Annotated in this window: 23 protein-coding genes; 8 read left to right on the top strand and 15 right to left on the bottom strand. The window is 63.9% G+C overall.

Features of this window, described 5'->3' with window-relative positions:
• Positions 1-9 precede the first annotated feature (9 nt).
• From JAB8_RS02515 to JAB8_RS02530, 4 genes are all read right to left on the bottom strand, one after another.
• Complete coding sequence (locus JAB8_RS02515) at positions 10-1446, bottom strand: catalase (RefSeq protein ID WP_070288309.1); 1437 nt, start codon at positions 1444-1446, stop codon at positions 10-12.
• Between the two features lie 282 nt (positions 1447-1728).
• Positions 1729-2421: a tetratricopeptide repeat protein gene (locus JAB8_RS02520; protein ID WP_083287539.1), complete on the bottom strand. Its 693-nt coding sequence runs from the start codon at positions 2419-2421 to the stop codon at positions 1729-1731.
• A gap of 56 nt (positions 2422-2477) precedes the next feature.
• Positions 2478-4574 (bottom strand): bifunctional 2',3'-cyclic-nucleotide 2'-phosphodiesterase/3'-nucleotidase, encoded by a 2097-nt coding sequence (locus tag JAB8_RS02525; protein WP_070288314.1) that lies wholly within the window; start codon positions 4572-4574, stop codon positions 2478-2480.
• Between the two features lie 114 nt (positions 4575-4688).
• Positions 4689-5735 carry a hypothetical protein gene (locus tag JAB8_RS02530; RefSeq protein WP_070288316.1) on the bottom strand — a complete coding sequence of 349 codons (1047 nt, stop codon included), beginning with the start codon at positions 5733-5735 and terminating at the stop codon, positions 4689-4691.
• A 238-nt stretch (positions 5736-5973) separates the two neighbouring features.
• On the opposite strand from JAB8_RS02530, the gene zigA reads away from it, so the two are divergent.
• The 4 genes from zigA to JAB8_RS02550 are packed head-to-tail and all read left to right on the top strand — an operon-like array spanning position 5974 to position 9571.
• Entirely contained in the window at positions 5974-7200 is a 1227-nt protein-coding gene (zigA, locus tag JAB8_RS02535) for a zinc metallochaperone GTPase ZigA (protein ID WP_070288318.1), read from the top strand.
• Between the two features lie 18 nt (positions 7201-7218).
• The gene (locus JAB8_RS02540) at positions 7219-8223 is read left to right on the top strand and encodes a GTP-binding protein (RefSeq protein WP_070288320.1); all 1005 of its coding nucleotides are present in this window, start codon (positions 7219-7221) and stop codon (positions 8221-8223) included.
• The gene (locus tag JAB8_RS02545) at positions 8220-9008 is read left to right on the top strand and encodes a hypothetical protein (protein WP_070288322.1); all 789 of its coding nucleotides are present in this window, start codon (positions 8220-8222) and stop codon (positions 9006-9008) included. The genes JAB8_RS02540 and JAB8_RS02545 overlap by 4 nt, the downstream gene beginning before the upstream one ends.
• 44 nt (positions 9009-9052) lie before the next feature.
• Entirely contained in the window at positions 9053-9571 is a 519-nt protein-coding gene (locus JAB8_RS02550) for a GNAT family N-acetyltransferase (RefSeq protein ID WP_070218729.1), read from the top strand.
• A 13-nt stretch (positions 9572-9584) separates the two neighbouring features.
• Here JAB8_RS02550 and JAB8_RS02555 read toward each other — a convergent pair whose 3' ends face one another.
• The 9 genes from JAB8_RS02555 to JAB8_RS02595 all read right to left on the bottom strand — a co-directional run bounded on the left by JAB8_RS02555 (position 9585) and on the right by JAB8_RS02595 (position 20314).
• Positions 9585-10010: a transcriptional repressor gene (locus JAB8_RS02555; protein ID WP_070218730.1), complete on the bottom strand. Its 426-nt coding sequence runs from the start codon at positions 10008-10010 to the stop codon at positions 9585-9587.
• A gap of 103 nt (positions 10011-10113) precedes the next feature.
• A complete protein-coding gene (locus JAB8_RS02560; RefSeq protein ID WP_070288325.1) occupies positions 10114-11463 on the bottom strand; it encodes an alpha/beta hydrolase in 1350 nt (449 codons plus the stop codon).
• 108 nt (positions 11464-11571) lie between these two features.
• Positions 11572-12450: a peptidase gene (locus tag JAB8_RS02565; protein ID WP_070218732.1), complete on the bottom strand. Its 879-nt coding sequence runs from the start codon at positions 12448-12450 to the stop codon at positions 11572-11574.
• 91 nt (positions 12451-12541) lie between these two features.
• Entirely contained in the window at positions 12542-13351 is an 810-nt protein-coding gene (locus tag JAB8_RS02570) for a transglutaminase family protein (protein ID WP_070288327.1), read from the bottom strand.
• Positions 13351-14295 carry an alpha-E domain-containing protein gene (locus JAB8_RS02575; RefSeq protein ID WP_070288329.1) on the bottom strand — a complete coding sequence of 315 codons (945 nt, stop codon included), beginning with the start codon at positions 14293-14295 and terminating at the stop codon, positions 13351-13353. The genes JAB8_RS02570 and JAB8_RS02575 overlap by 1 nt, the downstream gene beginning before the upstream one ends.
• The gene (locus tag JAB8_RS02580; RefSeq protein ID WP_070288332.1) at positions 14289-15758 is read right to left on the bottom strand and encodes a circularly permuted type 2 ATP-grasp protein; all 1470 of its coding nucleotides are present in this window, start codon (positions 15756-15758) and stop codon (positions 14289-14291) included. The genes JAB8_RS02575 and JAB8_RS02580 overlap by 7 nt, the downstream gene beginning before the upstream one ends.
• Before the next feature lie 170 nt (positions 15759-15928).
• Positions 15929-17056: a HAMP domain-containing sensor histidine kinase gene (locus JAB8_RS02585; protein ID WP_070288334.1), complete on the bottom strand. Its 1128-nt coding sequence runs from the start codon at positions 17054-17056 to the stop codon at positions 15929-15931.
• An 83-nt stretch (positions 17057-17139) separates the two neighbouring features.
• Entirely contained in the window at positions 17140-18012 is an 873-nt protein-coding gene (locus tag JAB8_RS02590) for a hypothetical protein (RefSeq protein WP_139142911.1), read from the bottom strand.
• A gap of 85 nt (positions 18013-18097) precedes the next feature.
• A complete protein-coding gene (locus JAB8_RS02595; RefSeq protein ID WP_070288338.1) occupies positions 18098-20314 on the bottom strand; it encodes a TonB-dependent receptor in 2217 nt (738 codons plus the stop codon).
• Between the two features lie 233 nt (positions 20315-20547).
• Between JAB8_RS02595 and JAB8_RS02600 the strand changes: the two genes are divergently transcribed.
• From JAB8_RS02600 to JAB8_RS02610, 3 genes are all read left to right on the top strand, one after another.
• On the top strand, positions 20548-21219 hold the full coding sequence (locus JAB8_RS02600; RefSeq protein ID WP_070288339.1) for a hypothetical protein: 672 nt from the start codon (positions 20548-20550) through the stop codon (positions 21217-21219).
• Positions 21220-21726: 507 nt separating this feature from the next.
• A complete protein-coding gene (locus tag JAB8_RS02605; protein WP_070288340.1) occupies positions 21727-22680 on the top strand; it encodes a 2-hydroxyacid dehydrogenase in 954 nt (317 codons plus the stop codon).
• A 45-nt stretch (positions 22681-22725) separates the two neighbouring features.
• Positions 22726-23916, top strand: coding sequence for a low temperature requirement protein A (locus JAB8_RS02610; protein ID WP_070288342.1), 1191 nt, complete (start codon positions 22726-22728; stop codon positions 23914-23916).
• Between the two features lie 13 nt (positions 23917-23929).
• On the opposite strand, the gene JAB8_RS02615 is transcribed toward JAB8_RS02610, so the two are convergent.
• Positions 23930-24460 (bottom strand): GNAT family N-acetyltransferase, encoded by a 531-nt coding sequence (locus JAB8_RS02615; RefSeq protein ID WP_070288344.1) that lies wholly within the window; start codon positions 24458-24460, stop codon positions 23930-23932.
• A gap of 91 nt (positions 24461-24551) precedes the next feature.
• Between JAB8_RS02615 and JAB8_RS02620 the strand changes: the two genes are divergently transcribed.
• Positions 24552-25121, top strand: a complete 570-nt coding sequence (locus JAB8_RS02620) for an XRE family transcriptional regulator (RefSeq protein ID WP_070288346.1) — start codon at positions 24552-24554, stop codon at positions 25119-25121.
• Between the two features lie 2 nt (positions 25122-25123).
• Here the strand turns inward: JAB8_RS02620 and JAB8_RS02625 are convergent, their stop codons facing one another.
• The gene (locus tag JAB8_RS02625) at positions 25124-25999 is read right to left on the bottom strand and encodes a LysR substrate-binding domain-containing protein (RefSeq protein WP_083287562.1); all 876 of its coding nucleotides are present in this window, start codon (positions 25997-25999) and stop codon (positions 25124-25126) included.
• Positions 26000-26010: the final 11 nt, after the last annotated feature.

Genomic DNA, 26010 nt, shown 5'->3' on the forward strand with positions numbered 1-26010 from the left:
CAGCCTGCCTTACTTGCTCAGGCGGCTGATCGCTTCGGCCACGCCCGCGCCATAGGCGGGGTCGCACAGCGTGCAATTGCCGATGTGGCGTTGCTTGACTTGCTCCGAAGCGCCCGAGATGGCGCGCGCCGTGTTGTCGAACAGCGCCTGCTGCTGTGCCGGCGTCATCAGCTGGAACAGGGCGCGCGGCTGCGAATAGTAATCCTCGTCGACCCTGTGGTTCCAGTGGTCGGCCGCGCCTTCGATGCTCAATGGCGGTTCGCGGAAGTCCGGCTGCTCGGCCCATTCCTGCTCGCTGTTCGGTTCATAGCCCAACGTTCCCCCCTGATTGCCGTCGACGCGCATCTGACCGTCGCGGTGGTAGCTGTGGAACGGGCATTTCGGCGCATTGACGGAAATATGGCTGTGGTTGACGCCGAGGCGGTAGCGCTGCGCGTCGCCATACGAAAACAGCCGGCCTTGCAGCATCTTGTCCGGCGAAAAGCTGATGCCGGGCACCACGTTGGCCGGGTTGAAAGCTGCCTGTTCCACTTCCGCGAAATGGTTGTCCGCATTGCGGTTCAGTTCCAGCACGCCCACTTCGATCAGCGGGTAGTCGCCGTGCGGCCACACTTTCGACAGGTCGAAGGGGTTGAGGTGATACGTGCCAGCCTCTTTTTCCGGCATGATCTGCACGTACAGGGTCCAGCGGGGGAAATCCTTGTTTTCGATGCTGTCATACAGGTCGCGGTGCGAGCTTTCGCGGTCCTTGCCGACCAGTTCCTCGGCTTGCGCATCCGTCAGGTTTTGTATGCCTTGCTGGGTTTTAAACGTGAACTTGACCCAGAAACGCTCGTTTTGCGCATTCAGGAAGCTGAAGGTATGGCTGCCGAAGCCATGCATGTGGCGGAAACTGCGCGGCAAGCCCCGGTCGCTCATCACCACCGTCACCTGGTGCAGCGCTTCGGGCAGCGAAGTCCAGAAATCCCAGTTGCTGTTGGGGCTGCGCAAGCCCGTGCGCGGGTCGCGTTTGATGGCGTGATTCAAATCGGGGAATTTCAACGGGTCGCGCATGAAAAACACGGGCGTATTGTTGCCGACCAGGTCCCAGTTACCTTCTTCCGTATAAAACTTCAGGGCGAAGCCGCGGATATCGCGTTCCGCATCGGCCGCGCCCCGTTCGCCGGCCACCGTGGAAAAGCGCGCAAACATCGGCGTTTGCTTGCCCACTGCGCCAAAAATCTTGGCCCGCGTGTAGCGCGTGATGTCGTGCGTGACGGTAAACGTGCCGTGCGCGCCCGATCCCTTGGCATGCATGCGGCGCTCGGGAATCACTTCACGGTCGAAGTGGGCCAGCTTTTCCAGGAACCAGACATCTTGCAACAGGGCGGGGCCGCGGGGGCCGGCCGTCTGGATATTCTGGTTGTCGACGACAGGCGCGCCAAAGGCGGTGGTCAGCTTTTTCATTGGACTCTTTCTTTCATGGCTAGGCAGAGCAATGGACGCACCGGCGCTACTCAAACACTGGCTGGGCTGAATGCACACTCACCGGGGCTGGTCCAGAGTAAAATTTCTAAAATGCAAACCAGTGTAAACTTTTTGGTACGGGATGGCTTGCCACGCCGTCCGAGCAAGCTCAGCCGGCGTACTTGCATCATAAGCGCTCCATCGCTGCCGCTCCCGCACGCTTGCAAGTTGCCAGTATATAAAGGCAGGCGACGATCACGCCACTGGCCTTTTGCCCAGTTCTTAAAACTTGTTCCAGTTGTTATGCCGGTGCTCCGTCGCTTCCTTCATCAGGTGGCCCGCGCGCAGGGCGTCGTCCGCCTGCAGCGTCATGGCCAGTTCCTGGAGGGCGGGCGGGTATTCGTGGTGGGCCGCTTCCTCCAGCAATTCACGGCCCTTGGCCAGGTCGCGCGGCACGCCGCGGCCTTCGCGGTAGGCGTTGTACAGCAGGAACATGGCGTGTGGATTGCCCAGTTCGCTGGACTTGGCCAGCCAGTGCGCCGCTATGACGGGATCTTGCGGCACGCCTTCGCCATTCGCCGCCAGCAAGCCCAGCATCAGAGCCGCCTTCGCATGGCCTTGCTGCGCCGCTTGCCGGTACCACAGCCAGGCCTGGGCCGGCGTGGCCGCACGCAGCATCTGGCTCAGCTCGAACGCCGCTTCCGTATCGCCGGCGCGGGCCGCCTGTTCGAACAGATTCAATGCATCGGCGCGGCGTTCTGGACGGGATTGGTAAATCAGCGCCAGTTCGCGCTCGGCGACGGGCATGTCCTTGCCGGCCCAGCTGCGTACCTGGCGCTCGGCCTGGTGGTCGCCCGCCTGGCGCGCATGCATGGCGACGGCTTCGATTTCGGCCGCCGTGGGCGGCGGTGACGCCTGGCAGGCGGCCAGGACGCTAGCCAGCACGACGGCGGGAAGGGAGAGTGCGTGTTTCATCTGGATGACCTTTCATCAAAACAGGCCGGAACTGCCGCAGTCCCGGCCCATGGACCTTATTTGCTCAGGTCGATGCGGTACTTGGCGAAACCGCTGGCATCGAGCCCGCCTTCGGCCGCCACGCTGGCGATGCCGCTGCCTTGCGCCAGCGCCAGGTGGCCCGGCGCCGAGCGCAGGATCACGGGGCCGGCCGTGGCCGTCTTGACGAAGCTCCAGCTGCGCGCGCTGCCATTGGCCGCCAGGGTCACCTTGCCGCCCTTGGTACTGAGCGACGCCAGGTAGTTGCTGACCACGGCCTGGTTCGCATCGGGCGACTTGATGATGGTCTTGCTGCCGTCGATGCCCGGCACGGCGCCGCCGCCGCCGGCGCGGTAATCGTTGGTGGCGACGATGAAATCATCGCCATCGGCCACGGGCGCGCCCTTGTACGTGAGGTTGACGATGCGGCTGCCGACCTTTTTCGTCACGTCGATCTGATACGTGAGGGCATTGTTTTCCGCGTAGAACACGTCATAGTTGTAGATCGTGCCATACGACGGCACCAGGTCCTGCTCCGCCGTGGCGCTCGGGTCGATCTGGGCGAATTGCCTGGCCGACGTTTCCAGCCAGGCCTTCAAGTCCGCGCCCTTGATCTTCACGGCTTGCAAGTTGTTATTGCTATATAAATACAGGTCGCCCGGATTGCGCACCTGCAAGCCAACCGGCGCGGCCGGCGTCGCGCCCGCGGCCACGTCCGTGAAGTCCGACGGCCCGTTGCGGCCCGCCTTGAATGGCGCGCTGCACGAGATGACGGGGATATTCTTGTAGCTGGACAAGGTCGCATCCGTGCTGGTGGCGATGAAGTTCTTCACGTAATCGAGCTGTGCCTGGTTCACCAGCTGGATGGCGCTGACGTCGCCCACCAGCGCGAAGTAGGCCGACATCTCGAAATCCGTGCTGATGCCCAGCGGCTGCCTGGCGTAGGCGATGGTGGCCGCATGCTCGGTGGCTACCAGCGGGGCGATGGCCGGGTCGGCTTTCACGAGGGTCGTGCCGTCCGTGTACTTGAAGCCGCGCGATTCCACCGTCGTCCTGGCCGGCTGCACCACCCACTTGCCGCCCTGATAGACCATGGTCAGCTTGATGATGCCCAGACGGCGGCCCCAGCTTTGCGCCATGACGGTGGGCACGCCGTTCACAAAGCCGTTGACGGCGTCGATCTTCGCGCTGGCGGGGAAGGCGGCAAACGAGGCGTCCAGCGCGGCCGCGCCCGTCTCTTTGCCTTTCGGGAAGATCAAATGCGAGTGGCCGATCATCAGCGCGTCGATGCCCGTGCTGGTCAAGTGATAGCTGCCGTTTTCCATCTTCGGGCTGTAGGCGCTGGTGTCCAGGCCGCCATGCGACAGGGCCACGACGAGGTCGGCGCCCTTGTTGCGCAATTCCGGCACATACTGTTTCGCCGCTTCCTGCACGCCCGTCACGCTGACTTTGCCGGCGAGCACTTTCTGGTCCCATTCGAGGATTTGCGGCGGCACAAAGCTCAGCACGCCCACATTGATTTTCACGGTCAGCTTGCTGCCGTCGGGCGCCGTGGCGGCGAAATCGCGGGGCAGCAGGGCGTAGGGCTGGAAGATGGGCTTGCCGCTGCTCACGCCGACGACATTGCTTAGCACGGAAGGGAAGGCCGGCGCGCCGCAGGTGCCCGTGGGCTTGGCCACGCCCGGTATGCCGAAATCCGTGTTGGTGATCTGGCTCAGGTAGGGCAAGCCATAGTTGAATTCATGGTTGCCCATGCCGCCCGCGTCGTATTTCAGCGCGTTCATGGCCTTGTGCACGGCCAGGGTGCCGCTGCAAGGAACGGGTGCGGCCACGGCTTGCAGGTCGGCCAGCAAGGTGCCCTGGATGACGTCGCCATCGTCGAGCAGCACATTGTTCGGGTTTTCCGCGCGCGCCGCCTGGATCAGGGTCGACGTGCGCTCCAGGCCCAGGCTCGTGTCTTCGGCCAGCGCGTAATAGTTGTAGCTCAAGACGTTCGAGTGGATATCGGTCGTTTCCAGCAATGCCACGGTGACCGTCGTGCCCTCGGGAATGGCTGGCGCCGTATTCGAACTGCCGTTGCAACCGACGAGACCCGCACTTGCCAGCGCCGCCAGCATGACCCAATTTGTTTTCATTACCGCCCTCGGAAAGATTCAAAGGACGCGACTGTAACGCCGCCATATGACGCGGCGATGACAGCCGTGCAAGGCGCATGGACACAGGGTCGCGCGCGATGGCGCGACCGCCTGTCAATGTGCCGGCAGTTTTTTCAGCACTTCATTGCTGAAGTAAGGCTCGTCTTCCACCCAGAAAATATAGTCGAGGTCCAGGTAGTTGCGGGCAAAGTCGAGCAAGTCTTCGACTGAATTCTTTTTCCCGGTACGAGGATTGATTTGGCGCAGGTTGCCGTCCTGTACGGCCATGCCCTTGACCAGGTTCGCCGGATAGTCCTTGATAAAGCCGTAACTCTGGCCCATATGGCTTTTCCGATACGGCATCAGGTCAGGACCGCCGACGCCCATACGCAGCATTTGCGCCTGCGCAAACAGGCCGCGCATATAGCCCTTGTCGGTCCACGGCAGCCATTCACCGGGCAGAAAATTCAGATACACCATGGTGGTGGTGTGGGGAAAAGCCGCGGCCAGTACCCGCATGTTGTCCTTGATGGCATCGACATAGTGTTGCGGCTTGAAATCATCGGGGAACGTCGTATTTCCCTTGCCGTCTTCCATGCCAATGTCGATCGAGCTTTCGCTGAAATTGATGCCCTCGATTTTCCCGTCAAATTCCTTGCCCAGCGCCTGGATCAAGCGTTGATAACGCTCGCGTACCGGCGCTTCCCACATTTTTGGCGACCAGCCATATTCATCATCGGTGACCGCTTTATGCGGGTCGCGTTCCGGTGCGGAAAGCATGCTCTGCTTGATGATGCCGCCCTGGTAGCGAGGATCGCTGAGCAAATATGCCGGCACATTGTGGCGCGGCGTGAATGATTTTTCCTGCAATTGTATCCACAGTTTTTTCCCGATCGAGTCGAGATAGCTGATGTCGTGGCGGATCGGCGCAAAATCGTAACGGTCCTGTTCCGGCTCCAGGCTGCGCCAGGTGTACACGATTTGAGCACCGCTGAAGCGCGGATCGCTTAATGCCTTATCCGCGCGGATGTTTTCCCCGTGCGGTTCACGGTGATTGAAGTAAATATAGTGCTTGATCGGGTGCTTTATTTCCGCGGCAATCGCACTGCCCATCATCAAAATAACTAATGCAAAAAACGTTGTATGGCTGCGTAAGATCATCGATTCCTTGGGCACTGTGAGAATTTAGCTGTTCAGTCGCCAGGCGCTTGCTTCGATAGCAGAGCCGGTGCGATTCCACTATAGCACCTTGAGGAGGTGGCCTGGACTGCGCGGCGTGTTCAGGATGGCAGGTGATGATTAGCATGCTAAATGCAAGTAAGTTGCATTATAATTCGCAAATGCAATTGAACTGCATTTGCTTCCGCCATCACGCGCCCACCAATTCGAAGGATTCCCCATGCCCCAGCGCAAACTCCCCGTCACCGTCCTGTCCGGCTTTCTCGGCGCCGGCAAGACCACCTTGCTCAACCACATACTGCGCAACCGCGAAGGCAAGCGCGTGGCCGTCATCGTCAACGACATGAGCGAAGTCAATATCGACGCTTCGTTGGTCAAGGACAGTGCCGAGGCGGCCGGCGCGGCACTGTCGCGCACGGAAGAAAAACTCGTGGAAATGTCGAATGGCTGCATCTGCTGCACCCTGCGCGACGATCTGCTGCTGGAAGTGCGGCGCCTGGCGTTTGAAGACCGCTTCGATTACCTGTTGATCGAATCGACGGGCGTGGGCGAGCCGATGCCCGTGGCCGCCACCTTCGACTTCGAGGACGAGCACGGTGACAGCCTGAACGACGTGGCCCGCATCGACTGCATGGTCACCGTCGTCGACTGCGCCAACCTGCTGGCGGATTTTCATAGCGAAGACAGCCTGGAGCAGCGCGGCGAGATCGCGGGCGAGGGCGACGACCGCCAGCTGGCCAACCTGATCACGGAACAGATCGAGTTTGCCAATGTCATCGTCCTCAACAAGGTCGACATGGCGGCGGCGGACGAGCGCCGGCGCGTGCTGGCCATTTTAAAAGCCCTCAATCCCGGCGCGCGCATCATCGAAACCAACCAGTCCATCGTGCCGCTCGACGCCATCCTGGGCACGCACTTGTTCGACCTGGAGCAGGCGGCCGCCATGCCGGGCTGGGCGCAGGAGTTGGCGGGTACCCACACGCCGGAAACGGACACCTACGGCATCGGCAGCTTCGTCTACCGGGCGAAGGAGCCGTTCCACGCGCAGCGCCTGCACGACTACATTTCGCAACCGATACCGGGCGTGGTGCGCAGCAAGGGCTACTTTTGGCTGGCCAGCCGCCCCGAATGGGTGGCCAGCCTGTCCGGCGCGGGCAAGCTGATGAATATCGAGCCCGTGGGCCTGTGGTGGGCGGCCGTGCCGAAGGAGCGCTGGCCCACGGATGCTGCCTCGCTGGCGGAAGTCAAGGCGGGCTGGAGCGAAACGTACGGCGACCGCTACCAGGAGCTCGTCTTCATCGGCCAGGACATGGACCAGGCCGCCATCGAGGCGAACTTGAGGGAATGTCAACTCAACACCACGGAAACGCGCCAGGGCATGGCCGCCTGGCGCCAGCTGCCCGACCCGTTTCCCCAATGGCAACGGATGGAAGAACTCGAAGATTAACTTGGACAGGAACACACTATGACAGAACTGATCCCCGTCACCATCATCACGGGTTTTCTCGGCAGCGGGAAAACCACCTTGCTCAAGCGCATATTGCAGGGCGATCACGGCATGCGCATCGCCGTGATCGAAAATGAATTCGCCGCCGAAAGCATCGACCACGGCTTGCTGGTGCAGGACAGCGACGAGCAGATCGTGGAAATGAACAATGGCTGCATCTGCTGCAGCGTGCGGGGCGACCTGATCCGCATCCTGGGAGAATTGCACGCCAGGCGCAGCGCCGGGGCGATCGCGTTTGATCATGTGATCATCGAAACGACGGGCCTGGCCGCACCCGGTCCCGTGGCGCAGACCTTCTTTGCCGAGCCATCCGTCAGCGAGTGCTATATGCTCGACGCCATCCTGACGGTGGTCGATGCGCGCCATGCGCAGCAGCAATTGACGGCGCACAAGGAAGCGCAGGAGCAAGTGGGCTTTGCCGACCGCATCCTGCTGTCGAAGACGGACCTGGTCAGCAAGGACGACCTGGCCGCGCTGCGCCAGCGCCTGGTCGCCATCAATGGCCGCGCCAGCATACAGAAAGTGCGCTTCGGCAATGTTCCGCTGCGCGACATCCTGAACATCCGCGGTTTCAATCTGAACGCCATCGTCGAACTGGAGCCGGATTTCCTCGGCGAACTGGGTCACCGCCATGGGGACGGCGTGCAATCGTTCGTCTACCACCAGTCCCAGCCCCTCGATCTGCTCCAGGTGGAAAACTTTCTCGATGCGGTGGTGCAGCTGTTCGGCGCCCAGCTGATGCGCTACAAGGGCATTTTGTATGTTGCCGACTTGCCATGCCGCGCCGTGTTCCAGGGCGTGCACATGCTGATGGGCTCGGAATTGGGCGCACCGTGGCGCGACGATGAGCCGCGCGCCAGCAAGATCATTTTTATCGGCCGCGACTTGCCGCAGGAGATGCTGATCCGGGGCCTGGACCGCTGCGTGGTCAAGGCGGGTAGTCCCGTCGGGGTGGCCGCATGAGCGTGGAAGCGGGCTTGCCCGCCCTGGCGCTGATCTTTCTGCTTGGCATGCGGCATGGCCTGGAACCGGACCACCTGGCCGCCGTCGATGGCCTCACCTTGCGTAGCCAGGCGGCCCACCCGCGCTGGACGCCGTGGATGGGGGCGCTGTTTGCCCTCGGGCATGGCGTCTGCGTGCTGGCCATCGTGGCCGTTGCCGCCCTGGCATCCAGGCAATTCACTCCTTCGGAAAGCGTGTTCGGCTGGCTGGAATGGCTGCCCATCGTCTTGCTGCTGGTGATAGCCGCGCTGAATGCGCGCAGCTTGCTGGCTGGCGCGCAACTGGCCGAGGTGCGCGGCCGGCTGCTGCCAGGCTGGCTGCGGCGCGCGTCCGGGCCGCTGGGCGCCATCCTCGTCGGCATGCTGTTCGCGCTCGTGTTCGATACGGCCTTGCAGGCGGCGGCCTGGGGCTACGCGGCCGTGGCGCTGGGCGGCATGGGGCCGGCCTTGCTGACGGGGACGGTGTTTGCCGTCGGCATGGGCGTGACGGATACCTTCGATGGCTGGGTCACGGCAAAGGTCATGCGCACCGGCAAGCTTGATGTCGTGCGGGCGTTCCGGCGCCGCCTGGGCTGGCCCATCGTCGCCATCTGCGTGGCGATGGCAGCTTACATGGCCGCCGGCAAGCTTGATCCGGCCTGGTCGCTGCCGGAAAGCTGGACGGCGGCGCTGGGCGCGGCCATGGTCTTGCTGATGGCGGCCCTGTACGGCTGGACCTTGCTGGGCTTGCGCCGCGTGCGTGCGTAAGGGAAGGGCGTGGGTATAATGGGAAAAAACTGCCGAGTCCTCCCATGCCCGCACCCGATATCGTCATCCGCCTGCTGACGCCAGCCGACACCACCGCCTTTTGCGCGCTGCGCCTGCGCGCCATCCTCGATTCGCCCAGCTCGTTTTCGGCGTCACGCGAGGATGAACTGGCGCGCACGCCGGAGGAACACGTGCAGCGCATCGCCGGCGGCACCCTGCAGCGCGGCTTTGGCGCCTTCGATGGCGATCGTCTCGTGGGTTTTGCCGGCTTGCGGCGCGAATCGCTGCGCCAGTTGTCGCACAAGGCCGTGCTATGGGGCGTGTTCGTCGATGTGACGCAGCGGGGCCATGGCGTGGCACGGCGTCTGGTGAACGCCTGCATCGAACTGGCCGAGACGGACCCTGCCATCATGCAAGTGCACTTGAGCGTGAATGCGGAAAACAATGCCGCCCTGCGCCTGTATGAGTCCCTGGGATTTATCGCGTATGGCACGGAGCCGCGCTCGATGCGCGTGGGCGACCTGTTTTATGACGAGCATCACCTGGCCTTGCTGCTCAAGTGATGTCAGAAGGGTCTTACTTGCAGCGCGGGCACAGGCCCTTTATCAGGTAATCGACTTCGCCGCCGCTGAAGCCTTCCGGCAAGAGCACGGGCGGCGGCAGCTTGACTTCGTTGAAGCAGGTGACGTTCGCGCATTTGGTGCACTGAAAGTGCGCGTGCTCGTGCGCCTGGTGGCCGGCACCGGCGCTGAAGCGCCACACCTGGTCGGCGCCCGCGATGCGGTGCACCAGTTCATTTTCCGTCAGCCATTCCAGCACCCGGTACAGGGTGACGGAATCGATATCGCTGTCCTGCGACAGCGCTTGCTGGATTTCATGGTGGGTCAGCGAACGGCTTTGCGCCATTAAAAAGTCGAGCACCTTCACGCGCGTCTTGGTGACGCGGGCGTTGGTGTTGCGGATCAGCGATTCAGCGTGCGGTGTAGAAGATGATGTCAACATGATAAGCCTGCTTGCGGGGGATCGGCTGACGGCGTCATCGCCGTGCCCGTTGCCACCCTATGGGCCGTATCTTAGCATGCGTGCCGCACCGGATGGAACGGCGTCATGGTTTGAACGTCCAATAGCGGCCGGCGGTCGTATCGACGGGCTCGAGAAAGCGCTGGTCGGCGCGCGCATGGTTGCGTATCAGATAAAACATGTCGGACAGGGCCGAGCGTTTTTCCGCAAAGTAGGAGTGCTTCATGAAGCTCGTGTCGACCCCGGTGGCGTCGATGGTTTCCACGCCCGCCACGATCAGCATGCCGGCGCCGCTGTCGCCCGCGCGCGCGTAGCCGTGCACGGCTTTCGAGGCGGCCAGCGCCAGGTCTTGCGAAGAGGCATATAAAGTGACGGGGTTGCGCGCGCCGGCCAGTTTGGGCGCGATATCCTGTTTGAAGATGGCGGCGTCGATGTCGGGCGCGGACAGGATGATTTCCGTGATCTTTTGCGCCAGCTGCGGTTGCGCGGCCAGCAAGTCGGCCACGGCGCGCGCCAGGCCCCGGCTGCCCATGCTGTGGCCTACCAGATAGACTTGCGCCGCCTCCGTGCTGGCGAGAAAGTCGCCCAGGAAGGCCGTGATGTGGGGCGTGCTCCATTCGATATTGTTTTCATCGATGGTGTAGCTGGCCACTTCACCACGCGACGGCCAGCTGTAGAACACGGGCGCGCCGTCGAAACCGAGGTCGTAGGCCATTTGTCCCGTGCGCCGCGCCGCATCCTCGAAACTCACGTTGTAGCCGTGCACGAAGATAAAGGCGCTCTTGCCGGCCGACGCGCGGATCTGGGTTTTCAGTGCGGCAAAGAAGTTGTCGCGGTCCTGCACGTCGGCCGACAGCACCACCACGTGCTTGACCGGGTCGTCGCGAAATTCCAGGCGCCACAGCGACGGCGATTCCAGCTGGCCCATGCGGTGGTCGCGCGGGATGCTGATGTCGCAGCTGCCATAGCTGAGCGGGCCATTGCCTCCCATGACGTTGCGTTCGCCGCTGAAGCGCTGGGCCGGCGGCTTGCCCACGTCGCGCTGGCGGTCCGTGGCGAAATACACTTTCACCACCGCGTAGTTCGACACGACGGCGCTTTTGTCGGCGGGGGCGGGCGCCGTTTGCGCCGCAGGCGCTGCCGGCGGCAGGGCTACGGGCGGACGCAGCGCATCGAGCAAGCCTTGCGCGGCGAACAGGGTTTCCATGTCATCGGGTACTTTCGCCGTGGAGAGGGCAGCCGACAGGGCCAGTTGCAGCTGGGTATTGGCGGGTTCGGCCTCCAGCGCGGCGATGGCGGCCAGGATGGCGGCGGCGCTGTCGAACTTGGCGATGGCCAGCTTCAGGCGTTGATAGTGGCTGGCGACGGCTTCCGGCGCGTGGCCCGGCGCGCCATGTTCGATGGCCGCCACGACGGCGGAAGTAATCAAGTCCATGCGCTACCTGCCTCTCTGATCAGTATGAATTAAATATCAACTCATATTGCCATAAAAGCACGCGGAAAGCGACTTGTCCAGCACCGCGCGCACGCGGTGCGCGGCAGGTCAATGCTGCTTGTCGTCGCTGAACTGCTGCGCCAAGGATTGCAGAGGGGCCACCGTCAGGCCGCCGCGGCTCACGTGTTCGGGGATGGCTACGCGCACGGGCTTGCTGTGCATGTTGCTTGACGACAGCACGTTCGTGGTGGTCTCGGGCGCCGCGTTCCACACGGGATCGACGATGCCTTCGAACACATGTTTCAATTGCTCGCCCCAGGTGTCGCGGATCATGCGGAAATACTGGTTCTTTTCATCGATGGTGACGAAGCGCGTGACGGCCAGGCTGCCCGTCTCGTAGACGAGCAGATCGAGCGGCAAGCCGACGGAAATGTTCGAGCGCAAGGTGGAATCCATGGAGATCAGCGCACACTTGGCCGCTTCGTCCAGGCGCGTGAACGGGTTGATGACCCGGTCGATGATGGGCTTGCCGTATTTGGCTTCGCCGATCTGGAAATACGTGTTTTCATCATGCGATTCGATGAAATTGCCGGCCGAATACACCTGGAACAATCGGCAGCGCTCGGCGCCTATCTGGCCGCCCACAATGATGCTGACGTTGAAATCGATGCCGCAGTCGGCCAGGGCCTTCGCTTCGCGCAGGTGCACGGTGCGCACGGCTTCGCCCACGATGCGCGCCGCGTCGTACATGCTGGCCACGTTCCAGATGCTGCGTCCGTCCGCATCGACGTGTTCGGAGACGATCTGGCGGATCGCCTGCGAGATCGACAGGTTGCCGGCCGTCATCAGGACCAGCATGCGGTCGCCCGGGTTCTCGAACACGCTCATCTTGCGGAAGGTGCCCACCTGGTCCACGCCGGCGTTGGTGCGGGAGTCGGACAGGAAGACCAGGCCTTCGTTCAGGCGCATGCCTATGCAATAAGTCATCGTCGTAAATCAAATCCAAAGGGGGAGCATTCTACACCAGCCGGGGCTTGAGTATCCGCCGCAAGCCCCGGCCAGCCTCATTCCTGCCTATTTACACGGGCACGATCTGTACATCCACGTGCAGCGTTTCCGTGCCGCCGCCCTGGCGCACGCCGCGCACGGGCGCCGCCGAATCGTAGTCGCGCCCGATGGCCAGGCGGCAATACGCATCCGTCATCAAGCGCGCATGCGTGACGTCGATGCTGACCCAGCCCGCGAAATCCGTGTCTTCCGTCCAGGCGTCGACCCAGGCGTGGCTGGCCGCGTGGCCCGTCGTGCCCGGGTCGATATAGCCGGACACATAACGGGCCGGGATGCCCCAGGCGTGGCAGCAGGCGAGGAACAGGTGCGCGTGGTCCTGGCACACGCCGCGTCCCAGCGCCAGGGCGTCGCCGGCCGTGGTGGTGACCATGGTGGCGCCGCTTTCATAGGCCACCTTGCCGACGATGTGCTCGGCCAGGCGCAGCAAATGGCCCGTGCCGGCCGTCACGCGGCGGTCCGGCAGGCTGGCGGCCGCCAGCTCCACGATGGCAGGGTTGGCCTGCGTCAGCGGCGTCGGCATGGTAAACAACAGCGGCGAGAGGGTATCGACCAGGTTCAGTCGTCCCTTGTGCGGGTAGATGGTTTCCACCACGCCCTGGGCGACCAGGCTCAGCGACTGATGGCTGCCGTTAATGGTCAGCATGTGCGACAAATTGCCGTAGGCATCCGTATAGGCGTGGCACTGGCCCGGCGTCGTGATTTGCCAGGACAGGGGCCGCTGCTGCGGCTCGATACGCGGCGTCAGGTGCAGCTGCTGGATGGTATAGGCCAGCGGTGCACTGTAGGCGTAGCGGGTTTCGTGGCGGATGGCGAGCTGCATCAGGCCGCCAGGGGAACGAGGAAGTCGCGGCTGACCCGGTTGCCCAGCTCATAGATGTTTTCCAGAAACTCAGTCAGGGTATGGTGCAAGCCCGCCTTCATGATGTCGTCGATATGGCCGAATTTCAGTTCCGCATGCAGCTTGCCGGCGAACCGCTCCGTATCGGCCGACACGTCGTTGCGGATATGTTTCAGATTTTCCACCACGTCATCCATGCAGGCAAGGAGCGACCTGGGCATGTCGCCGCGCAGCATCAGCAATTCCGCCACGCGCGCCGGCGTGATCACGTCGCGGTAGACCTTGCGGTAGATCTCGAAGCCGGACACGGAGCGCAGCAGGGCGGCCCAGTAGTAAAAGTCGCGCTGGGTGATGTCTTTCGAGGTGTCGCGCGCGCCATGGAACTTCACGTCGAGGATGCGCGCCGTGTTGTCGGCCCGCTCGAGGAAGGTGCCCAGGCGAATGAAGTGGATGGCTTCGTCCTTGAGCATGGTGCCCAGGGTCACGCCGCGCGACAGATGCGAGCGGTATTTGACCCATTCGAAGAAGGCGCTGGGGTCCGTTTCCAGCAGATTGCTTTTCAGGCGCTTCTGCATGTCGAGCCAGGTGGCGTTCTGGATTTCCCACACTTCCGTCGTCAACGTCCCCCGCACGGCGCGGGCGTTTTCGCGCGCGCCCGTCAGGCAGGCCAGGATGGACGAGGGGTTGTTCGGGTCGCGCACCATGAAGTCGAGCACGTCGCGCGTATGAAAGTGGCCATATTGGTGGTCGTACGCGCTTTGCAGCTCGGAAATGCCCAGGGTGGCGCGCCAGCCTTGCTCCGCGTCCTGCTCGGACTGGGGCAGCATGGACGTCTGCATGTTGACGTCGAGCATGCGCGCCGTGTTTTCCGCCCGCTCCGTGTAGCGGGCCATCCAGAACAAATGATCGGCAGTGCGGCTCAGCATGTTTTCTCTCCTGCAAAAGCTGCTTTTTCTTCTGATAATGTGGCTTCCAGTACCCAGGTATCCTTGGTGCCGCCTCCCTGCGAGGAATTGACCACCAGCGAGCCTTCGCCCAGCGCCACGCGGGTCAAGCCGCCCGGTACCATGGAAATCGTCTTGCCGGACAGCACGAACGGACGCAAATCGATGTGGCGCGGCGCGATGCCGGCCTCGACATACGTGGGGCAGGCGGACAGGGCCAAGGTCGGCTGGGCGATGTAGCCGTCCGGATTGGCCAGCAGGCGCTGGCGGAAATCCTCGATCTGCGCCAGGCTCGACGCGGGCCCCACCAGCATGCCGTAGCCGCCCGCGCCATGCACTTCCTTGACCACCAGTTTCGGCAAATTCGCCAGCACGTAGGACAGGTCGGCCGCCTTGCGACACTGGTACGTCGGCACGTTGTTGAGGATCGGTTCCTGCGACAGGTAGAACTTGATCATGTCGGGCACGAAAGGGTAGATCGACTTGTCGTCGGCCACGCCCGTGCCGATGGCGTTCGCCAACGTCACACGCCCGGCGCGGTAGACGGACAGCAGGCCCGGCACGCCCAGCGAGGAATCGGAGCGGAAGGCCAGCGGGTCGAGGAAATCGTCGTCGACGCGGCGATAAATGACGTCGACGCGCTTGGGCCCGCGCGTGGTGCGCATGTAGACGGAATTGTCGTTGACAAACAAATCCTTGCCTTCGACCAGTTCCACGCCCATCTGCTGGGCCAGGAAAGCGTGCTCGAAGTAGGCGGAGTTGTACATGCCGGGCGTCATGACGACGACCGTCGGGTCATCGACGCCCATGGGCGCGACGGAACGCAAGTTGTCTAGCAGCATATCCGGGTAATGGTCGACGGGCGCGATGCGGTTGCGGGCGAACAGTTCCGGGAACAGCCGCATCATCATCTTGCGGTCTTCCAGCATGTAGGATACGCCGGACGGCACCCGCAGATTGTCTTCCAGTACATAGAATTCGCCCTGGCCCGCGCGCACGATGTCGACGCCGGCGATGTGCGCATAGATGTCGGAAGCGACGGCAATGCCCTGCATTTCCGGGCGGTACTGGGCATTCTTGTAGATTTGCTCGGCGGGAATGATGCCCGCCTTGATGATGTTTTGATCATGATAGATATCATGGATGAACATGTTCAAGGCTTGCACGCGCTGGACCAGGCCCGTCTGCATCTGCGCCCATTCGGCGGCGGGGATGATGCGGGGGATGGTGTCGAACGGAATCAGGCGTTCCGTACCGGCATCGTCGCCGTAGACGGCAAACGTGATGCCGACGCGGCGGAACGTCAGGTCGGCTTCAGCCCGCTTGCGGGCGATGGTCTCGGGCGATTGCTGTGCCAGCCAGCTGCTGAATTCACGATAGTGTTCGCGTACCTTGCTGTCCGTCCCCACGTCATCTGCAGTCATTTCATTGAAAAAATTTGCCATGTTGTGATTTCCCTTGAGCCGTGTCTGACTATAGCTCAGCAGGAAGCGTGCCAATGGCGCACGCCCGAAAGTATGTAAAAAATGACCACTTTTGTGGCGTAAAACCGTCATCCGCACCGCTTTGGTGCGCTACGGCAGCGATTTTGCCGGCAGATGGGGCGTAGCTGCGATCAGGTGCCTGGCGTGACGAAGGGCCGGCAATCGATCGGCAGGTCGATGGTAAACGTGGTGCCCGTTTCCGGCGCACTGTCGACCAGCGCGCTGCCGCCGTGGCTTTCCGCCACGTTTTGCACGAAGGGCAGGCCGATGCCCCAGCCGGGCGCGTTGCCTTCGTGCTCGCGGCGCAGGTATTCGAAGATGCGCTGCGTCTGGTCTTGCGCGATATTGCTGCCCGTGTTGTGCACGCTCAAGATCATGCGTTCGCGCAAACTGTCGATATGAATATGGATGGGACCGTCGTTGCCATACTTGACGGCATTGACGACGAGGTTTTCCAGGGCACGGCGCAGCGAATTTTCGCACCACCAGCCCGTCACGGAGGTGCCGCTGACCACGCATTTGCCCGGATGGCCGATATTGACGCTGTCGGCAACCTGCCGTGCCAGCGGCAGTACGTCGAGGCGCCGCAGGACGAGGGGCAGCTTTTGTCCCCGGTGGTAGCTGAGCGTATCGAGCAATTCCTGGATCATGTCGTCGAGGCGCTTGCCGTGCTCGATAATTTTCAGCGCCAGCGCCGCCACGTCCGGCTGTTGCGCGCGCCGCTGCAGCAGCTGTGCACTGTTGAGCATGACGGACAGGGGATTGCGCATGTCGTGCGACAGCCCGGCGGCGATGCGGCGCTGAAAACTTTCGTGCATGGCGGTAAATTCCAGGATGGCTTCGCGGATGCCCGTATCGATCGAGGCATTGATCACCTTCCAGTCCTTTCGCCGCAGCGGCACGCCCGCCTCCAGCGCGGCGGCGGCGAAGCAGTCGCGGAAAATCTGGTATTCCTGAATTACCTGTTCCGGGCCATAGCTGGTCATGCGCGCCCGTTCGTTGCCATGCACGGCAGGCGCGTTGGTGTTGCTGGTGGCGTCGTCGCGCGGGTAGCCTGGCGTGAGCGCTTCGGCCAGGTTGTCGAAGAAGGCGGGCAAGGTGTTGATGAGGATGGGCGTGAGCAAGGCATCGGCGCCGCGTACCTTGGCGCGCACCTCGTGCTCCCACTGCGTCAGCACGGCATCGCGCATGCTGAAGATGCGCCGCGTGCGGGCGGGCATGTCCAGCGCGTGCATTTTCTGGTCAGAGGCATAGGTCATCGCGGCTCCCCATCGACATCCCGGCATCCGCGCGATGCAAGGCGGGAGCTAAAGTATCCTCCAAATCGGCGCGCAGGTGGCGTTCAATTTGACGCGTGGGCGCCCGTCATGACGGCGCTCAAATGGCTGAGGGCCGCATCCCATTGCTCCAGCGAAAAGTTTTGCGGGTCGTCATGACCGTTCGCAAAGCCCGTATCGAGCACGGCGTGGAAGGCGGGAATCAGCCACGTGCCCTTGCGCACGCTGGCGGCGATATACAGCAGGGCCAGGCGGTCGTATTGGGCCGGCGTAAAGCCGGGATCGGGCGCCAGGCCATCGTTGCCCTTGCCGCCGCCGGGCACGGAGTTGCGCGGCTGCACCAGTTCCACGTGCAGGAACAGGCCCGTCAGCGACGGCTTGTCCTTTTCCAGCTTGCTGGCGTAGCCGGGCGTGCCGAAGTCGCGCACGGCCAGGGAATCGCCGAGGCGGTTCACGTAGACATGGCCCTTCGGACCGCCGCCGAGCGCCGGATTGCGCAAGCTGAAATCGTTGAAATCCCAGCTGGTGTCGTTGATGTGATCGGGAATGGTTTCGTTGAGAAAATTCGGGTAGCTGGTGTCGTGGATGACGAAATAGCGGGCCATGGGCGCGGCCAGCCGGCCCACGGCGCGCGACAGCGGTGCATCGACGGCGCCGCCCGCGTCCGCTTCGCTGATCGATTGCTGCGCCAGCCAGGCGCGCAGGGCGACGGGGGCGATGCCCGTGCGCTGGCCGACGTGGGCGGCAAGAAAGGCCGGCAGCGGCGCACTGTCGCCCAGACGCGCATACAGTTTCACGGGGCGCAGCAGACACGTGGCTTGCGCCCGCGCATCGCCCTTGAAACCGCTTTTCCAGGCGGCATACGGGCATCCGGCCTGCTTTTGGGCAGCGGCGGGCAGGGACATGCAGAGCAATAACAGGAGGGCAGGGAGTTTCATGCGGGCATTGTCGCCCAAATCCGGCCGTTGGCACAGGCGCGCACGCGAAGCTGCCCGGGGAAGCGGCAGCTTCGCGTCGGTCCGGTTAAAACGCCACGCTGCCCGATACGACGAAGGTGCGCGGCGCGGCCAGCACGAGGCTGCCCGCGTCGAACGAGGAGACGGCCGAGGCCCAGTAGCTGCGGTCGGCCACGTTGTCGATGCGCGCGCGCAAGGTCACGTCATGGCCCGCCACCTGCGTCAGGTAGCGCGCGCCGATGTCGACGCGGGTCCAGGACGGCAACTGTTTGCTGTTGGCCAGATCCGCATACTGCGTCGAGGTGTAGACGGTGCGGGCATTCAGGCTCAAGCCTGGCGCGCCGGGCACGTCCCATTCGCCGCCCACGCTGAGCTGTGTTTTTGGCGCGCCGATGGCGTTCTTGCCATTGTTGGCCGGCTTGTCCGTCTTGCGCTGTTCCGTATCGAGCCAGGTCAGGCCGCCCAGCAGGCGCACGCCCGCCATCGGCGTGCCGAAGACGGACAGTTCCAGGCCCTGGTTGCGCTGTTCGCCCGACAAGGTGGCGCGCGAGCCGACCACGGCCGGCAAGGGCTTGGCGGTCGAGAACAGCGCGGCGCTCATGCCCAGCCTGCCGCCGTCGTACTTGATGCCGATTTCCTTCTGCTTCGACTTGTACGGCGCGAAGACTTCGCCATGGTTGCTGACCAGCTGGTTATCCTTGCCATCGAAGTAGGTGCCGCTGGCAACGGGACCCTTGACCAGCGCTTCGATGTAGTTGGCGTAGACCGACACGTTCTTGCCGGCCTTGTAGACGATGCCGGCCACGGGCGTCGTGGCGCTCTTGTCATAGCTGGAATATTGCACGGCCGTGCCGTAGGCATATGCCGCATCGCGGATCTGCTGGCGGCGCAGGCCCACGGTCAGCAGCAGCCGGTCGTCGAGGAAGGCCATGGTATCGGCCACGGCGTAGCTGTTGAGGATAGTTTTTTGCGTCAGCCGTGGGTCGTTCATCACGCCGCCAGAGTTCGCGGGCAGGGTGGGCGGCATGGCCACGTCCAGCGGATGGTAGATATTCGTCGGCAAGCCCGCATAATCGCTGATCGCATACGCATTCTTCGCCTCGTTCCAGTGACCGGACCAGCTGGCCACCAGGGTGTGGCGGACGGCGCCGGTATGGAGCTTGCCGCGCACGCCCAGTTCGCCCGTGCGGATTTCCTGCTTGCGGGCATTGTCGAAGCGGTACACGCTGGCATCGCCATTGAGCGCGCTCAACGTCGGTTGGGCCAGGCTGTTCGCTTCCTTCGTCGAGCGGCTGCCGAACGCGGCCCAGGCCACGACATCCTTGGCCAGATCGACTTCGGCGCGTGCCGTGCCGAACACGTCATGCTCCTTCGAATAGCTCCACGGCTGGGCAAAGTTCTTCGACGCATCGGGTGCGCCTGGCAAGGCCGTCAGGCTGCCCGTGTTGATGGAAGGGCGCGGCGCCGTCAAATCGAAATTCTGGTAGCCGGCGTCGGCCGACAGGCGGTAGCCGCGGCCCCGGTAGTCGAGGCCCACCGAGAACATGCCCACGTCGTGGTCTTCGCGCTGGATGCCGGTTTCGCCCTGGCGCTTGGCGGCATTCACGCGCACGCCGAATTCCTGCTGCTCGCCGAAGCGGCGCGCCACGTCGATGGCCGCGTAGGCGTGGCCGCCCGATTCCACGCCCACGGTCAATTCCGTCAGCGGCGTGTTGCCGGCGCGCTTGGGCATCAGGTTGATGGCGCCGCCGATGCCGCTGCCGCCCGGCGCCGCGCCGTTGAGGAAGGCGCTGGCGCCGCGGAACACTTCCACGCGCTCGAGTAATTCCGGCGAGACATATTGGCGGGGTAGAACGCCGTACAGACCGTTGTAAGCCACGTCGTCCGAATCGAGGGCGAAGCCGCGGATCACATACACTTCCTGGAAGTTGCCGTAACCGCGAGACATGCGCACCGCGCCATCGCTTTGCAGCAAGTCGCCCACGCTGCGCGCTTGCTGGTCGGCAATGAATTGCTGTGTATAACTGGTGCTGCCGAATGGCGAGTCCATCATGTCCACGGCACCGAGGATGCCCATGCGCCCGCCGCGCGCCACCTGGCCACCCGCATACGCTTTCGACAGTCCTTGCGCCGACGCGTCGGCCGAGGCATTGACGACCACGGTCGGCATGGTTGGCGCGTCGCCGGCCGCTGCTGCGGTGCTGGTTTGCGCGTGGGCGGCGGCGCTGGCCAGCAGGAAGGCGGCCAGGGCGAACGGGGTAGGGACGAGGTGGAAGGTGCGCATGGAGTTATCTGGATATTAATGAGAATGATTATCATTATATTCCAGCGTGGCGCAGCGCGTGGGAAAGTGTGAGAAAGCGATGAAAAAGTCGTTATTTGTGCAACATCCGATACCCCAAGGTGCCGGAATCTGGCGAGAAAAGGCGCGCCAGGCGATACCTTGTGGAATTATTAATGCCTATGGTCAAGTTTCGCTAAAATAAGCCATCGCGCCCGGCGCCCACAGGAAACCGCATGCCATTGCACCGCCATCTACAGTCCGCTTCCATGCGCCTACGGGGCGGCTTGAGCTTCAAAGGCGCCGCCGTCGCCCTGATCCTGGCCATGCATGCGCTGGGCCTGTACTTCCTCCTGCTGCCGGCGCGGCAGCTCAAGCAATATACGGAAGTGGCTTTCATGACCTTGCTGCCGCCCCGGCCCGCGCCGCCGGCGCCGCCGATGGCCATGCCGCCACCCATGCCGATTTCCGTGCCGCGCGCGCGAGCTCAGGTTCCGTCCGTCGTGCCTGACATGCCGCCCGTGACAGCAGAAGCCATCACCATGCCCGCCGAGGAATTGTCCGCCGCGCCCCCGAACGCGCCAGCTGGCCCCGATTTGCGCACGCGCGCCAGGCTGGCTGCGGGCGCGGCCGACAAGGCTTTGCGCGGCGAACTCAAGCAACAACAGCCTTGGCTGGCCGCGGCCGACCTCAAAGGCGACAGCGCGTTCCAGAAACAGGTCGCCTCCGCCTGGCGCGGCGGCCCCGTCATCCGCGTAGAGGAATACCTGACGGCCGACGGGCGTCCCGCCACGCGCGTCGTCAACCCCGGCGGCGCCACGTGCTTTGGCATGGATGCGAACCCGGGCGCGGGCGCCGACCCGTTCAAGACGGGCGGCAAGATCAAACGCGTGCCTTGCCCTGGTTGAGCCGGATTGAATGCTATGTAGGTCAGATTAGCGTAGCGTAATCTGACAGGCTGCGTGGCGGCGCTTGTCGGCTTACGCCCTGCGGGCTAAGCCGACCTACGGCGGAATCGGACAGCCCGACGCAGGCAAAGACCGCTCGGCATGCAGTTGTAGGTCAGATTAGCGTAGCGTAATCTGACAGGCTGCGTGGCGGCGCTAGTCGGCTTACGCCCGTTGGGCTAAGCCGACCTACGATGGAATCGGGTGGCTCCACGCAGGAAAAGACCGCGCGGCGCGCAGTTGTAGGTCAGATTAGCGCAGCGTAATTTGACAGGCTGCGTGGCAGCGCTTGTCGGCTTACGCCCGTTGGGCTAAGCCGACCTACGGCGGAATCGGACAGTCCGACGCAGGCAAAGACCGCGCGGCGTGCAGGGTTTTAGGGGCGGTATTAGGGTATGCCATCCCCGGCTGGGTCTCAAATATGCTAAGTTGCGTCTGCAAATCTTGTCGACACGACCCAGGACGCCCATGCCACCCGAACTCCTCATCCTCGCCCCCAGTCCCTCGGCTGCCGTCAACGCGCAGCTGGAACAGCAATATACCTGCCACCATGCCTGGCAAGTGCCGGCGGATGAACGCCACGCCTGGCTGGCCGAGCGGGCGCCGGCCATCCGCGCCGTCGTCACGACGGGCGCGCTGGGCTTGAACGCCGCCGACATGGGCCTGCTGCCCGCATTGGAAATCGTCGCCGTCAATGGCGTGGGCCTCGATGGCGTGGCGCTCGACGTGGCGCGCGAGCGCGGCATTGCCGTTACCACCACGCCGAACGTGCTGACGGACGACGTGGCCGACATGGCGCTGGCCTTGCTGCTGGCCAGCGCGCGGCATGTCGTGGCACTCGACCGTTTCGTGCGCGATGGGGGCTGGGAACGCCGTGAGGCCATCGCCCCCGCATCTACCTTGCGCGGCAAGACGGCCGGCATCTTCGGTTTCGGCCAGATCGGGCAAGCCATCGCGCTGCGCCTGGCCGCCTTCGGCATCCATGTGCGCTACTTCCAGCCGCGCGCCATTGCCGGCACCAGCGTGCCGCGCGCGGAGTCCTTGCTGGCCCTTGCGCAGGAAAGCGATTATTTGATCGTCTGCGCGCCGGGCACGCCGGCCACGCGCAAGATCGTCGACCGCACCGTGCTCGACGCGCTGGGGCCGCAAGGCACCCTGATCAATATCGCCCGTGGCGCCCTGATCGACGAAGACGCCCTGATCGCCGCCTTGCAGGATGGCCACCTGGGCGCGGCCGGCCTCGACGTGTTTGCGGACGAACCGCGCGTGCCAAACGTCTTGCGCGCCTTGCCCAACGTCGTGCTCACGCCGCACGTGGGCAGCCTGACCGTGGAAACACGCCATGCGATGGGTCAACTGGTCGTCGATAACCTGGCCGCGCATTTCGCCGGCTTGCCCTTGTTGACACCAGTAAGCGCATAAGCCCGGAATGCACCGTTTTAATCAAGCATGAATGAAAGAGTCGCTATGGAATTAAGTAAATCGCTGTTGCGCACGCGCGGCGGGCTGGACAGCGGCAAGGTGGGCATGATCGAGCTGTTCTTCGATCTCGTGTTCGTGTTTGCCGTGACGCAACTGTCGCACGGCTTGCTGGCGCACCTGAGCGCCATGGGCTGGCTGCAGACGGGCTTGCTGCTGATGGCCGTCTGGTGGGTGTGGATCTTCACCTCGTGGATCACCAACTGGCTCGATCCCGAGCGCATTCCCGTGCGCATCAGCCTGTTTGCGCTGATGCTGGGCGGACTCATCATGTCAGCCTCGATTCCCGAAGCGTTCGGCACGCGGGGCCTGGGCTTTGCGGGCGCCTACGTCGCCATGCAGGTGGGCCGGCCCCTGTTCGCCTGGTGGGCCGTGCGCCATGAAGCGCTGGCGCGCCGCCGCAATTTCCAGCGCATCGCCCTGTGGGCCGTGCTCTCCGGCATCTTCTGGATCGCCGGCGGCATCGCCTCGCCCGAGCAGCGCATCTTCTGGTGGGCCGCGGCCCTGCTGATCGACCTGGCCGGACCATGGATGCTGTTCGGCATGCCGGGCCTGGGCCGCTCGACGACGGCCGACTGGGACGTCGATGGCAGCCACATGGCCGAACGCTGCGGCCTGTTCGTCATCATCGCCCTGGGCGAATCCTTGCTGGTGACGGGCGCCACGTTCGCGGGCCTGGAATGGACGGCCGGCAACTGGCTGAGCTTCTTGTCTGCTCTGGTCGGCAGCATCGCCATGTGGTGGATTTATTTCGACACGGGCGCCGAAGCGGGCCACCACCGCATCGCCCACTCGAAGGACCCGGGCCGCATCGCCCGCAAGGCTTACACGTATATCCACGTGCTGATCGTGGGCGGCGTGATCGTCAGTGCCGTGGCCGATGAACTGGCCCTCGTGCATCCGGATGAAGCAAGCTTCGCCGGCATCAGCGCCTTGCTGGGCGGCCCGATCCTGTATCTGCTGGGCAATGCGCTGTTCAAATGGGTCAGCAGCGACCGCACCGCGCCGCCGCTGTCGCATCTGCTGGGCATTTTGATCATCCTGGCGCTGATCCCGATGGCCTACGGCCGCCTGTATTCGCCCTTGATCCTGGCCTGCATCACGAGCTGCGTGCTGGTACTGGTGGCCGTGTGGGAACATATGGCGCTGCGCCGCCCTCCGCCGGAAATCGATCCCTGACGTTTTCTTGACCTCAACCGGCCGGCGCGATGTCGTCCGGATCGCTGCGCGCATCGAGTTGCAGCTGCAAGAACGCCAGGTCCAGCCAGGCGCCGAACTTGGTGCCCACCTGGCGCATCAAACCCACTTCCTCGAAGCCCAGCTGCTTGTGCAGGGCGATCGAGCCGGCATTGCCCGCCTCGATGCCCGCCACCATCACATGCTTGCCCAGGCCGCGCGCCCGCATAATCAGTTCCCCCATCAAGGCCTTGCCGACCCCGGCGCCGCGGCGATCGGCGCGCACATACACGGAATGCTCGACCGTATGGCGGAAACCCTCGAACGGGCGCCAGTCGCCGAACGAGGCGTAGCCAGCCACCTTTTCCTCTGCATCGATGGCGACGAGCACGGGATAGCCGGCCCGCTCGCGATCGGCCAGCCAGGCGGCGCGGTTGGCCGCATCGACTGTCCGTTCATTCCAGATGGCCAGGGTATGGCTGACGGCATCGTTGTAGATGGCCGTGATGGCCTCGATATCGCCCGCGTGGGCATCGCGTATGTGCATGTTGATCTCCTTGCTGGTAGTCTACTATAATGGACAAATAATAGTGTGCCGCCCACGCCTTGTCCAATAAAATACGAATGGAACCCGATATATGTCCACTAAACCAGACGAATTGAACCAGCGCATCGGGGCCCGGGTGCGCCTCGAGCGGGAAAGCCTGGGCTGGTCGCTGACGGACCTGGCGGCCCGCTCGGGCGTGTCGCGCGCGATGGTGCACAAGGTGGAGCGCGGCGATTGCAGCCCCACGGCCACCTTGCTGGCGCGCCTGTCGGGCGCCTTCGGCCTCAGCATGTCCGAACTGATCGCCCGCGCCGAGATGCGCGAGGGACGCTTGCTGCGCAAGCTTGAGCAGCCCGTGTGGGTCGACCCGCAGAGCGGCTATGTGCGGCGCCACGTGTCGCCCGCGTCCGACATGCCGCTCGACCTCGTGCACATTACCTTGCCGCCGGGCGCCGTGGTGGCCATGCCGGCCGCCGCCTACGTGGCGCGGCGCCAGCTGATCTGGTCACTCAGCGGCAGCCTCGTCTTCATCGAGGGCGACACCCGCCACGTGCTGGACGAGGGCGACTGCCTGGAACTGGGTCCGCCGGCCGACTGCGTGTTTAGGAATGAAACGACTACGGCCTGCACCTACGCCGTGGCGGTATTGAAAGGCGCTTGACCTTAAGCCAGTGCCGCCGCGCGCAGCTGGGCAATGAAGGCGCGCGCGGCGGGCGCCTGTTCGTGGCGGCGGAAGGCCACGGCGATTTCCGAGCTGATCTGCGGCGCTGCCAGTTCGCGGAACACCACGCCGGGCAATTGCACGCTGGCCATCACGGAGTGGGGCACGATGGCGCAGCCCACGCCCAGCGACACTTCCGTCAGCACGGCCACCAGGCTGCCGGGGCGCGACACTACCTGCGCCGCAAAGCCGCCGCGCCGGCTCACCTCCAGGGTGCCCAGTTCCTGTTCCGGCACGATGAACGCCTGCTGCGCCAGCACGGCCGGTGCCGCCACCTCCAGCCGGGCGAGCGGGCTGTCGGCCGGCACGGCCAGCACGAAGCGGTCGCGCAGCAACACAACTCTGTCCAGTCCGTCCGGCAGGCGCAGGGGCGGGCGCACGAAGGCCAGGTCGACTCTGCCCTGGTCCAGCAAGCCGGGCAGGGCATCCATCGCGTATTCGCGCGCGCCGATCCGGATGCCGGGGTGGCTGGCGCGAAACTGCGCAAACTGTCCCTGCAGCACGCCGGCATAGGCGGCCGAAGCCACGTAGCCGATTTCCAGCCGTCCCAGTTCGCCCCGTCCCGCCCGGCGCGCCACGTCCTGCGCCTGCGCCAGCTGCTCCAGCGCGCGCGCCGCTTCCAGCACGAACAGTTCTCCGGCGGCCGTCAGGGACACGGCGCGCTTGCTGCGCTGGAACAGGCGCGTGCCCAGCAACTGCTCCGTTTCCTGCACCTGCTTGGTCAGCGCGGGCGGCGAAATACCGAGCTCCGCCGCCGCCCGTGCGAAGTGCAGGCTGTGCGCCACGGCCAGCACGCAGCGGAAATGCCGCAATTCCATGTCTTTGTCTG

The organism is Janthinobacterium sp. HH106 (assembly GCF_001758725.1).
Lineage (GTDB): Bacteria > Pseudomonadota > Gammaproteobacteria > Burkholderiales > Burkholderiaceae_D > Janthinobacterium.